The organism is Spongiibacter sp. UBA1325, assembly GCF_002306875.1.
Lineage (GTDB): Bacteria > Pseudomonadota > Gammaproteobacteria > Pseudomonadales > Spongiibacteraceae > Spongiibacter > Spongiibacter marinus.
Window position 1 is genome coordinate 207,532 of sequence record NZ_DBTD01000011.1, and the last position, 10,568, is coordinate 218,099.

At 58.1% G+C, this 10,568-nt stretch carries 12 protein-coding genes; 7 read left to right on the forward strand and 5 right to left on the reverse strand.

Annotated features, from left to right (window positions below; translation table 11 throughout):
- Positions 1 to 33 precede the first annotated feature (33 nt).
- Positions 34 to 654 carry a TetR/AcrR family transcriptional regulator gene (locus B3K78_RS16785; RefSeq protein ID WP_204994684.1) on the forward strand — a complete coding sequence of 207 codons (621 nt, stop codon included), beginning with the start codon at positions 34 to 36 and terminating at the stop codon, positions 652 to 654.
- On the opposite strand, the gene B3K78_RS16790 is transcribed toward B3K78_RS16785, so the two are convergent.
- A complete protein-coding gene (locus B3K78_RS16790) occupies positions 651 to 1,529 on the reverse strand; it encodes a TIGR03619 family F420-dependent LLM class oxidoreductase (protein ID WP_204994685.1) in 879 nt (292 codons plus the stop codon). The two genes, B3K78_RS16785 and B3K78_RS16790, sit on opposite strands and share 4 nt — an antisense overlap.
- Before the next feature lie 250 nt (positions 1,530 to 1,779).
- Here B3K78_RS16790 and B3K78_RS16795 point away from each other — a divergent pair, with 250 nt between their 5' ends.
- Positions 1,780 to 2,499: a TetR/AcrR family transcriptional regulator gene (locus B3K78_RS16795; protein WP_286696339.1), complete on the forward strand. Its 720-nt coding sequence runs from the start codon at positions 1,780 to 1,782 to the stop codon at positions 2,497 to 2,499.
- Positions 2,490 to 3,479, forward strand: coding sequence for a ribonuclease Z (locus B3K78_RS16800; protein WP_286696340.1), 990 nt, complete (start codon positions 2,490 to 2,492; stop codon positions 3,477 to 3,479). The genes B3K78_RS16795 and B3K78_RS16800 overlap by 10 nt, the downstream gene beginning before the upstream one ends.
- Here the strand turns inward: B3K78_RS16800 and B3K78_RS16805 are convergent.
- Entirely contained in the window at positions 3,476 to 4,255 is a 780-nt protein-coding gene (locus tag B3K78_RS16805) for an SDR family NAD(P)-dependent oxidoreductase (protein WP_286696341.1), read from the reverse strand. The genes B3K78_RS16800 and B3K78_RS16805 overlap by 4 nt on opposite strands.
- A 133-nt stretch (positions 4,256 to 4,388) precedes the next feature.
- On the opposite strand from B3K78_RS16805, the gene B3K78_RS16810 reads away from it, so the two are divergent.
- Positions 4,389 to 4,781 carry a hypothetical protein gene (locus tag B3K78_RS16810; RefSeq protein ID WP_286696342.1) on the forward strand — a complete coding sequence of 131 codons (393 nt, stop codon included), beginning with the start codon at positions 4,389 to 4,391 and terminating at the stop codon, positions 4,779 to 4,781.
- Here B3K78_RS16810 and B3K78_RS16815 read toward each other — a convergent pair.
- Entirely contained in the window at positions 4,778 to 5,320 is a 543-nt protein-coding gene (locus tag B3K78_RS16815; protein ID WP_286696343.1) for a DUF924 family protein, read from the reverse strand. The two genes, B3K78_RS16810 and B3K78_RS16815, sit on opposite strands and share 4 nt — an antisense overlap.
- A gap of 214 nt (positions 5,321 to 5,534) precedes the next feature.
- On the opposite strand from B3K78_RS16815, the gene B3K78_RS16820 reads away from it, so the two are divergent.
- From B3K78_RS16820 to dxs, 3 genes are all read left to right on the forward strand, one after another.
- Entirely contained in the window at positions 5,535 to 5,750 is a 216-nt protein-coding gene (locus B3K78_RS16820; protein ID WP_027873163.1) for an exodeoxyribonuclease VII small subunit, read from the forward strand.
- Entirely contained in the window at positions 5,750 to 6,661 is a 912-nt protein-coding gene (locus B3K78_RS16825; RefSeq protein ID WP_204994691.1) for a polyprenyl synthetase family protein, read from the forward strand. Before B3K78_RS16820 ends, B3K78_RS16825 begins: the two co-directional genes overlap by 1 nt.
- A gap of 113 nt (positions 6,662 to 6,774) precedes the next feature.
- Positions 6,775 to 8,664: a 1-deoxy-D-xylulose-5-phosphate synthase gene (gene dxs, locus B3K78_RS16830; RefSeq protein ID WP_286696344.1), complete on the forward strand. Its 1,890-nt coding sequence runs from the start codon at positions 6,775 to 6,777 to the stop codon at positions 8,662 to 8,664.
- Between the two features lies 1 nt (position 8,665).
- Here dxs and B3K78_RS16835 read toward each other — a convergent pair whose 3' ends face one another.
- Entirely contained in the window at positions 8,666 to 9,757 is a 1,092-nt protein-coding gene (locus B3K78_RS16835) for an ELM1/GtrOC1 family putative glycosyltransferase (protein WP_286696345.1), read from the reverse strand.
- Positions 9,758 to 9,875: 118 nt separating this feature from the next.
- Positions 9,876 to 10,466, reverse strand: coding sequence for a GTP cyclohydrolase II (gene ribA, locus B3K78_RS16840; protein WP_239547458.1), 591 nt, complete (start codon positions 10,464 to 10,466; stop codon positions 9,876 to 9,878).
- Between the last annotated feature and the right edge of the window lie 102 nt (positions 10,467 to 10,568).

The window sequence follows — 10,568 nt, forward strand, 5'->3', positions numbered from 1 at the left end:
GACAATTGAGCACACCCAGAGGTACGCCCCACAGTGAGGAAAGTAGACCACGACAGCCGCCGCGAGGAAGTCGCCGAAGCGGCCGCGAGACTCATTGCCAGCAAGGGGCTCGAGGCACTCACCACCCGCGCACTGGCAAAGTCACTGGGGTGCTCCATCGGCGTGCTCTCGCACTACTTCAGCAGCAAAGAAGAAATTGTGATTGCGGCGTTTCGCTGGGCAGACCAGCGCATTGACCTGCGCATGCAAGAGGCCAGTATCCAGCAGGACAACCTGAGCCTGGATCAGTTCTTCCCCATCATCAAGGCAGGCCTCCCCCTAGACGAGGAGTCCGACCTCGAGTGGCGGGTGCGCTTAAATTTGCACACCTTCGCCCTCACCCACAACGATAGCCTGCAGGCCGAGCTGGAAAAGAACACACAGAACCGCGAATTAATGCAAGGGATGATCACCTCGCTGCAGGCGCAGGGTGAATTGCGCGACGATGTCAGCGCAGAAGACATCACCAATATCGCCTTTGACCTGGTGATCGGCATGGCCAAGAACCTGGTGATGAGGCCCTTCAACGAGCGGGAAGAGCGGTCGGCCTATCTGTTTAGAATGATTGAACAGCTGCGCCCGGAGAAACGCCGCCCGGACGCAGCCAGCGCTTAAGCGCGGCTTTTCTCGATAACCTCGGCCGCGTACCACTGCAGCATTGCCACTTTCTCGTCGACCGTTTTGTCGTCAGGCTCAGAGGCATAGACATCGCGGAAGGCAACCAACACCTCATCAACGCCGATATCCTCCAAGCGTTTAATGCCATCGGCACTGTAGGCCTCAGCAGTCATAGCTTGAAACTCGAAGGGCAGATGATCGCGACCATACTCAACGCGAAATTCATTGATTTGATCGATCATTGCCTTGATCGAGTCTAAATCACCACCGGCCGCAATCCAGCCATCACCCAGGCGAGCCGCGCGGCGCAGTGCAGGCTTAGAGTGACCACCGACAAGAATCGGGGGGCGCTCGCTCGGCACGGGGCACAGCTTAATTTCCGGCAGATCGAAGATTTCACCCTGATAACCAAAATACTCGCCGCTCATCAGGCCGTTGATGATCTCAATCATTTCGTCCATGCGCTTACCCCGGCGCTCCCAGGGGACATTGGTGACTTCGAAGTCTTCGGCCCAGGGGCTAATACCGACACCGTAGCCAAAGCGGTTACCGCTGAGAATAGCCAGCGTCGACAACGACTTAGCGATAAGCGCTGGCTCGTGAACAGCCAGTTTGTGCACTGAGGTTGTGAAGCGAATATTTTCGGTTTTCGCTGCCAGGTGAGCCGCTAGCAGAAAGGGCTCCATAAAGGGAACACCATCGAGGAACTCTCGGCTACCGTCGTTGTTATAGGGGTACTTAGAGCTCGCTTCTTTGGGATAGCAAATGCTGTCAGGCATGGTGATGGTGTCGAAACCCAGCTTCTCCGCTTCAATACTCAGCGGCACATACTGTTCAACCGGACACATACTGTGGTGGTAGGCAAACTTCATGGTGGCATCCTTCTTTGCTTATTGTTCCCCGCCGATGCGGTATCGATCTTCACTATAGTGTGGCGAGTTCGCCGCCTATAACCTCCGAACGGACGAGTTTACGTATTGGTATGGCGACTGGAGGCAGGCAGGCTGAGGATAGTTGCTGGCGGTATAAGCTCGCAAACCGCCAGCGCCAAGCCATCGCCCACGAAACAGGCGCTGTTTTTTGCTAAGCTAAGGCGCTATACCACCGCCGCATGCAAGGAATATGACACTGACCGCTGTTAAAGACACCCGAAGCCACCGCACACGTGACAGCCTTATTCGCGCGGCCGAAAGGCTCTTTGCCGAACAGGGTGTAGATGGCGTCTCGATCAATACCATTACCCGCGCCGCCGGCCAAGCCAACCGCAATGCGGTGCAGTACCATTTCGGCAATAAAAATGGCCTGCTACAGGCGATTTTCGACAAGCACGGCCCCGCCCTTGCCGAGCGCCGCGCCGAATTGGCGGACCAAATGCTGGCTGACGGTGTTGCCACGCCACAACTGGTTGCCACCGCCATTGTTCAACCGCTGATCGAGAAGCTGGACGACAGCGACGGCGGCGAAGCCTATATCCACATCAGTGCCGAACTGATTGCCACCAATACCCTGGGCTACGACTTGGCGGATAAGCACTCCCTGCAGTTGGCGCGGGAAACTAAAATCGCAAAGCTGGCAGCGCAGGAACTTACCGAGCTCCCCCCCGAAATTGCCCAGCAGCGCATTTTATTGATGAACGTACTCGGCTTTCACGGCGTGTCCGACCATGCGCGGGTGCGCAAAAACACGGGGTTTAACCCACTGATCCGCGACACGGACTTCATGGCCAGCAACCTTATTGACAGTATGGCGGCCATCCTGGAAGCGCCACCGTCGCAGCACAGCCTGGACATTCTGGCCAAGCGGCGACAAACCACCCAGCACGGCGCCCCGTCATGCGCCTAACCTTTCTCGGCACCAGCGCCGGCACCCCCACTCGGCACCGCAATGTCACCGGCCTGGCACTGGCCATCGACGACGCCCGCGATTGGTACCTGTTCGACTGCGGTGAGGGCACTCAGCACCAAATACAGCACACGCGATACAGCAGCGCCAAATTGCGCGCCATCTTCATCACCCACGTGCACGGCGACCACTGTTACGGGCTGCCAGGCCTGATCGCCAGCGCTAACATGAGTGGCCGCAAAGCCCCCCTAACCATTTGCGCGCCCGACGGTATCGAACAATTTATACGCGCCACCTTCCTGCACACCGACATACGGGAACTGCGCTTTCCCTTGGAATTTGTGCGTAGCGATGCGCCGGACTTCCATTTTGACGATGGCCATCTGCGGGTCAGCGCTCACGCGCTGTCTCACCGCGTCCCCTGCTTTGCCTACCGCGCCGAGGAAGTCCCACCCCGCCACCTGATTGAAGAAACGTTAGACGCCAAGGGAATTCCCAGAGGGCCGCTGTGGAACCGACTGCAAAAAGGGGAAAACATCGTCTTGGATGACGGCCGCGCCGTGCTCGCCGACGATGTTAGCCAGCCGGCCTGGTCACCGCGCAGCGTTATAGTCGGCGGTGACAACGACCAACCCGCCCTGCTACACGACGCCATGTGCAACAGCGACGCCATGATCCACGAGGCAACGTTTACCGAGGACGTTCTGGCCCGGGTGGGACCGCAATACATGCACAGCACGGCGGCCATGGTGGCCAAAGCCGCCGAGCGCAGCGAACTGCCGCACCTACTGCTAACGCATTTCAGCCAACGCTATCGCCTCAAGGGTGGGGAAAGCGTTGAACACAGCATCGACGACCTGCGCAAAGAAGCGCGCCAGCACTACAGCGGCACATTGATCATGGCCGAAGACATGGAGAGCTATCAGCTGGAAAAAAACCGCGACATAACGCCGCTTTCAACCGACCCTAAAAGGCCCTAGGGCATCGCCTCTAGCGCAGCACGCTGGCGCTCCTGCTCTTCGCGAAACCACTGTTTGTTGTGCTCACCGGGCACAAGCAAGGTCGGTGGCGGCGTTTGCGAGAAGGCAGCCAAACTTGCCGCGACAACATCCTCCGCGTTCGACCAATACTCCTCGGGAATCGAGCGTTTATCAAAGCCCGCCAGCGCCTCACGCCCGTGAAAGTCGCTGTGGGTGTAACCGGGGCACAGGCACTGCACGGCAATACCGTGACGGTGATTTTCCTTGGCAAGAGACTGACTAAACGCCACCAAAAACGCTTTTGAAGCGCCGTATACCGCAGCGCCTTTCATCGGGATCAAACCCGCCATGGAAGCAACATTAATCACCCGCCCGCGACCGAGTTCCTGCATGTAGGGCAGCGCGCCACGGCACAGCGACACACTCGCCTGACAATGCAGGGCCAGCATCTCCAACTCAGTGTCGAGGTCACTGTCCACCAGCGCATTGTCGGTGGTGAATCCGGCATTGTTAATCAGAATGGTCACCGGGCCTTTTTGCCGGATGGCCTCCATCACTTCGGCCACGCCCAGCGGCTTGCAAAGATCGACGGCAATACAGTGAATCTCACAGTCGACGCTGGCCAGGCTCTCGGCAACACGCGACAGTTTTTCTGCGTCGCGCGCCACAAGAATCATTGATGAGCACTGCGGAGCGAGCGCCTGCGCGAAGGCTCGGCCAATTCCGGCAGAGGCGCCGGTAATTAATGCAATATCGGAATTATTCGCGCTGGCCATAGTCCATCTCTTAACATTGTTCAGGGCGTGAATTCTGCACTGAAGGCGCGCCGAGGGGAAGTCGAATCCCGGGAACGCGAGTTACCAAGTGTTCATGTCAGCACGACGGCAACACACCCCAACAGGAGGCAATATGCGCAACTATCTCACCTGCTACGCCGCCGGCAGCCTCGGCGGCTTGGCCAACAGCCTGGCGCTTTGGCTTTGCGGTCTGTACGGACTAACCGCCGCCGCGGGGGTCAATATTTCGCCACCACTAACGCCGGAATGGCTCTACCCGCGCCTGGTGTGGGGAGGCCTGTGGGGCCTGCTATTCGCCCTGCCGCTCTTCAGCGGAGCGTGGTTGCGTCGCGCCTTGCTGATCAGCCTCGCCCCCAGCGCCGTCCAGCTTTTCATTATTTTTCCGTATCACTCTCCGTACGGCCAAGCGGGGCTTGCCCTCGGCACGCTAACGCCCGTTTTTGTGCTGGCATTCAACGCGGTATGGGCAATTACCTGCGCGCTTAGCTTGCGCCTGACTCGTTAAAATGAAGAGCCGGGCTGCTGCAAGAATTCCAGCTCTTCGGCGCTGGACGCTCGCCCAAGAACGGCATTGCGGTGAGGGTAGCGGCCGAAGCGCTCGATAATATCGGCGTGCTGGCGAGCAAAACGAAGATTATTCTCCACGCCCAGCGCCTCGTAGAGGGCAAGAGACTGCCGCTGAATCAGTTTCGATTCACTGTGCATATACGGCATGTATAAGAACGCCCGCTGTTGCTCATCGAGAGTGCGATCTGCACCGCCGGCAATGGCCTCTTGCGCCAATACCAGCGCTAGCGGGTCACATTGAAACGACTGCGGGCGGTCGCGATAAATATTGCGGGAAAACTGATCCAGTACAATGACCTCGGCCAAACGCCCCAGCGGCTGGTCACGCCACTTATATAGCTCGGCGGCCGCCGCAGCACGGTGACATTCACCAAATCGTTTGGCGATTAGCGAATCCAAATCTGCCGACTTGGCGAACCACTGACCGGGTGTCAATTCATCAAACCAAAATTCTATTACCGCTTGCCACGTTGTCACCGAACGCCCTCCGTTACATAACATGCCGCCATCCTCTGCTGCCAAGCCGCAGACAGCAAATATAAAATGCATAGGCACAGCGTTGCGCCTGTTGCGACTCATTAACTTACTGCAGAGGCAGCCCAATTACTGTTAACGAGCCACCAACAGCGGACAGTTAGCCACAAGGGCTGCTAAAATGCCGTCGAAAATTCCCTCAGCTGGAGAGCACCCGATGGCCAAGGCAAAGGCGGTTAATTTTGAATCTGCCCTCAAAGAACTCGAAACTCTCGTGCAAACGATGGAATCTGGCGAGTTGAGCCTGGAAGAGTCGCTGAAAGCCTTCGAGCTGGGCATGAGCTTGAGTAAAGACTGTCAGCAGGCGCTTGCCGATGCTGAGCTTAAGGTGCAACAACTCACTGCTGACCTCGACGCTACGGACCCCGCCTAATGCCCTTTGACACCTATCTTCAGCAATGTCAGTCGCGGCTACAGCGCGCGCTGCCGGAGCACCTGGCCCAGGCATTTAGTGAGTTCAGCGATCACGATGCCAGCGAGCAGCTGGCCCGCCTGACCGAGGCCAGCCAATACAGCATTATGAATGGTGGCAAACGCGTGCGCGCCACACTGGTCTATGCCACCGCGCAAACCTTACAGGCCGACATCGACGACGCCACATTGGACAGCATTGCCTGCGCCATTGAGATGATCCATGCCTACTCCCTGGTTCACGACGACTTGCCCGCCATGGACGACGACGACCTGCGCCGCGGCAAGCCCACTTGCCATATCGCCTACGACGAGGCCACGGCCATTCTTGTTGGCGACGGCTTGCAAAGCCGCGCCTTTGAACTGATCGCCGAGCTTCCTCTCCCTGCCACACACTGCGTGGCGATGGTCAAGCTTCTGGCGGCCGCCAGTGGCCCGCGCGGCATGGTCGGTGGACAAGCTATCGACCTCGCGAACGTTAATCGCAGCCTCGATCTGCACACACTGCAAACCATGCACCAGCTCAAGACCGGCGCGCTCATCCGAGCGGCTATCGGCCTGGCCGCCCTGGCCTGCGGAGCCAGCGCGTCACAGCAGCAACAACTGGACGATTATGGCAAAGCCGTCGGCCTGGCCTTCCAGGTGCAGGACGACATCCTCGACATAGAGAGCGACACAGCGACATTGGGCAAAACCCAGGGCGCCGATATCTCGCTAAACAAGCCGACCTTCCCCAGCCTGCTCGGCCTCGATGGCGCCAAGGACCTCGCTCGGCAGCTCCACCAGCAAGCCGTGGCAGCACTGAGCAGCTTTGGCGATCACAGCGACGCCCTGCACCAACTTTCCAACTATATTATTGAGCGGCAACACTAAGCGGGCCATCAATATTGGCCGCTAACAACGTATAGTACCGCGCGAACACCGTGTCGCAGGCCGACAATTGGTTTACAATTGCCCCCTTTTTCGCCGCTTTGGGTCAGAAATTGATGTTCCAGAAAATTCCCTCGCAGCCACCGTCAACGCCCTTACTCGATGGCATCGCCGACCCGGACGACCTGCGCGGCTTGGAAGAACAGCAACTCCGTCAGCTCGCCTACGAACTCCGCGAGTACCTGTTGTATTCGGTTGGTCAAACCGGCGGACATTTTGGCGCTGGCCTGGGCGTTGTCGAACTCACCATCGCGCTGCACTACATTTACAACACCCCCAAAGACCGCCTGGTCTGGGATGTCGGTCACCAGTGCTATCCGCATAAAATATTAACTGGCCGGCGCGAGCGCATGAATACCATGCGCAAAGCAGGTGGTTTAGCGGGCTTCCCCAAACGCGAGGAAAGCCCCTTTGACACCTTCGGCGTCGGGCATTCCAGCACCAGCATTAGCGCCGCCCTGGGCATGGCCATTGCTGCCCGACAACAGGGCATCGACCGGCGCACCGTTGCGGTCATTGGCGACGGCGCTATGACCGCGGGCATGGCCTTTGAGGCCATCACCCACGCCAGCCACACCGGTGCCAATATGCTGGTGGTGCTGAACGACAACCAGATGTCGATTTCGAAAAACACGGGCGGGCTGAACACGTATTTTTCTAAGATCTGGGCATCGAAAACCTACAACCAGATCCGCAGTGGCGGTAAATCCGTGTTGGAGAAATTCCCCGGCCCGGCAAAAGATATTGCTGCCCGCCTGGAAGAGTACATGAAGGGGATGGTCTCTCCTGCCACGCTATTTGAAGAGCTGGGCTTCAACTACATTGGCCCCATCGACGGTCACGACCTAGATGTACTTGTTCCCACTTTGCGCAATCTTCGCGAGCTCGACGGCCCGCAAATGCTGCATATCATGACGAAAAAGGGCAAGGGCTTTGCCCCGGCCGAGAAAGACCCGGTAGGCTTTCACGCTATTTCGAAAATCGAGGCCGACACCCCCGCCGCAAGCAAAAAACCGGCGGCCCCTGTTAGCAAACCCAAATACCAAGATATTTTTGGTCAATGGCTGTGCGACCAAGCCGAGGCCTGCGACAAACTGGTGGGCATCACGCCGGCAATGTGCGAAGGCTCTGGAATGGTTGCCTTCTCAGAGCGCTATGCAGAGCGCTTTTACGATGTTGCGATCGCTGAGCAACACGCCGTTACCCTCGCGGCCGGTATGGCCTGTGACGGCTTGAAGCCGGTTGTCGCAATTTATTCAACGTTTCTACAGCGCGCCTACGACCAACTGATCCACGATGTTGCCCTGCAAAATCTCGATGTGACCTTCGGCATCGACCGAGCGGGCCTGGTCGGAGAGGATGGCCCCACCCACGCAGGTGCCTTTGATCTCAGCTTCTTACGCTGCATTCCCAACATGGTCGTGATGGCGCCCGCCGACGAAAACGAAACCCGGCAACTGCTTCATACCGCCTATCACTACCCAGGGCCAGCGGCTGTGCGCTACCCCCGCGGCACCGGCCCAGGAGTTATACCAGCCACAGAGATGGCGGCCCTGGAGATCGGCAAAGGTCGAAAAATACGCGAAGGTGGCGAGGTCGCGATTCTGAGTTTTGGCACACTTTTAACAGCTGCCCAGGAAGCAGGAGAAAAGCTCAACGCTAGCGTTGCAGATATGCGCTTCGTTAAACCACTGGATACCGAGTTAATTGACCAGCTCGCTGCGACGCACTCGCTGATCGTCACCGTTGAAGAAAATGTGATCGCTGGTGGCGCAGGCAGTGCGGTAACGGAATACCTGCATCAGCGCGGCGTGAACGTCGCAGTATTGCAGCTCGGCCTGCCCGACACCTTCGTCGACCACGGCAACCACCTTACTCTGCTCAGCCAGCTCGGTCTGGACGCCGAGGGCATCGCCCAAAGCATTCAACAGCAGCTGCAAAGCTGAACTAGCGCGCGGCGACTTCCGGCATAGCCGGCCTCGCCGGTAAGGTCTCCCCCTCAACGGGCTCAGTAATCGCCAGGCGCGCCTGCAAGCGCTGGTAAAGGCTGTCGAGGTGCTGCTCATAGGAGCGCAACGGCATAAATGCGCTTGGCAGGTACGACTCAAGATCAGCGATCGCCCAGCGCTCAACCAAGCCCTGGCTCTGCAAATACAGCAACGATCGCAAGTGGCTTCCGCGAATCACCGAATTCGCCGGGCGCAAGCCGATTACCGGTTTGTGCATTGCCACCGCCTCGCTCACCATGCTCAAACTATCTTCCGTGCAAAAGACGCGCTCTGCTGCCCCTAAGTAGGCATCGGCGTTCGGACTACTTGCACCCTGATACACAATGGATGACAAGCAATTCTGCTCGTTGAGGTAGCCGCCGAGGATATCTCCCGCTTGCTGGCCGCTGCGGCGCGACGTGGTAAGCAGCCACTGAATGCCGTGGCGCGTGGCGACCGCCGCCATCGCCTGCCCCAGCTGATGCCAATCACTCTCCTGATAGCGCAGACCGCTGCCATCTCCCCCCACCAGCATCGCCCACAGCGGACGCTCAGCTTGCTCTGACAACAGGCTACCTGCACGGGTATTTTGCTCGGCATCGGTTTTGCAAAGTGCTACCCGGCTGGAAACATTGCACTGCTGCCAAGCGCTGCTAGCTGAAGCGGTGGGAAACGCGGTGACATTTGCCGAGACGGCGTTGGCGGGCAGGCTATAGCAATTTCCGATCACGACATTGCGACAGCGCCAATGCTGGCTCAGTGCAACATTCAGCGCCAATACATTGCCACCGAAGGACACAACAATATCCGGTGCGATATCCGGCAATTCATCACAGCGGTATGCGATAGACACCAGCCGCTGCGCCCAGGGTTGATTCATCGCGGCCAGTAGTCGCAATAGTCGGTTTAGCAACTTTAGCTTGGGGCGCGCCCGTATGGCGCGAATCTGGGTGGCACCCCGGTGGCCCCGAGCAAGCAACCGCGCTACGCCCTGGGCCTGCGAAAAATGTCCGGGCTTACCATCGTGAAGGACTAAAATGTGCTGCGACATCCGCGCTGACCCTCTCTGTTTGCGATGAGAGAGAGGCTATCGGCTGACAATGACTGAGCGGCGACAATACACTTACGGTTTAGTGACAGCGCCGCAACTCAATGAGAGTGAACAAGGCCTAGAACAAGTGCCCCAGTTTGCCGGACTTTGTTGCCAGATACTTGGCATTGTGAGGGTTTTGCCCCGTTTGCAAGGGCAGGCGCTCAACCACGTCGACGCCCTGATCCGTCAGCGCATTGACCTTGCGAGGGTTGTTGGTCATCAAGCGCACTTTGCTGATACCGAGCTCTTCGCACATGACTTTTAACAAGCTGTAGTCACGCATGTCTGCACCAAAGCCCAGGCGTTCGTTTGCCTCCACCGTATCGGCGCCCTCATCCTGAAGTTTGTAGGCGCGGATCTTATTCATCAGGCCAATGCCGCGACCCTCTTGCCGCAAATAAAATATGGCACCGCGACCTTCCTCGGCAATTTTCTCCATCGCCGCCTGCAGCTGGGAGCCACAGTCACAGCGCATGCTGAACAGGGCATCACCCGTCAGGCACTCTGAATGGATACGGGCGAGCACAGGCTGACCGTCGCCGATATCACCGAGGCTTAATACAACGTGTTCTTTGCCGAGTTCGGCGTCCTCGAAACCATGAATATCAAACACTCCCCAAGGGGTGGGAAGCTTGGAGGACTCAATAAAGCGGACCGCCACAGGCATCTCCAAGAAAAAATCCGGTCGCGCATTTTAGCAGCGACGCGCGCAGCAGGCGAGCCAGAATACGCAATTGGGGCAGCCAGGGCCTGTTAACACTAATTGAGT

What these genes read in the sequence shown, in the direction of transcription:
- B3K78_RS16790 (WP_204994685.1), bottom strand. Translation starts at nt 1,529, where the DNA reads ATGAAGTTTGCCTACCACCACAGTATGTGTCCGGTTGAACAGTATGTG.
- B3K78_RS16795 (WP_286696339.1), top strand. Translation starts at nt 1,780, where the DNA reads ATGACACTGACCGCTGTTAAAGACACCCGAAGCCACCGCACACGTGAC.
- B3K78_RS16800 (WP_286696340.1), top strand. Translation starts at nt 2,490, where the DNA reads ATGCGCCTAACCTTTCTCGGCACCAGCGCCGGCACCCCCACTCGGCAC.
- B3K78_RS16805 (WP_286696341.1), bottom strand. Translation starts at nt 4,255, where the DNA reads ATGGCCAGCGCGAATAATTCCGATATTGCATTAATTACCGGCGCCTCT.
- B3K78_RS16810 (WP_286696342.1), top strand. Translation starts at nt 4,389, where the DNA reads ATGCGCAACTATCTCACCTGCTACGCCGCCGGCAGCCTCGGCGGCTTG.
- B3K78_RS16820 (WP_027873163.1), top strand. Translation starts at nt 5,535, where the DNA reads ATGGCCAAGGCAAAGGCGGTTAATTTTGAATCTGCCCTCAAAGAACTC.
- B3K78_RS16825 (WP_204994691.1), top strand. Translation starts at nt 5,750, where the DNA reads ATGCCCTTTGACACCTATCTTCAGCAATGTCAGTCGCGGCTACAGCGC.
- dxs (WP_286696344.1), top strand. Translation starts at nt 6,775, where the DNA reads ATGTTCCAGAAAATTCCCTCGCAGCCACCGTCAACGCCCTTACTCGAT.
- B3K78_RS16835 (WP_286696345.1), bottom strand. Translation starts at nt 9,757, where the DNA reads ATGTCGCAGCACATTTTAGTCCTTCACGATGGTAAGCCCGGACATTTT.
- ribA (WP_239547458.1), bottom strand. Translation starts at nt 10,466, where the DNA reads ATGCCTGTGGCGGTCCGCTTTATTGAGTCCTCCAAGCTTCCCACCCCT.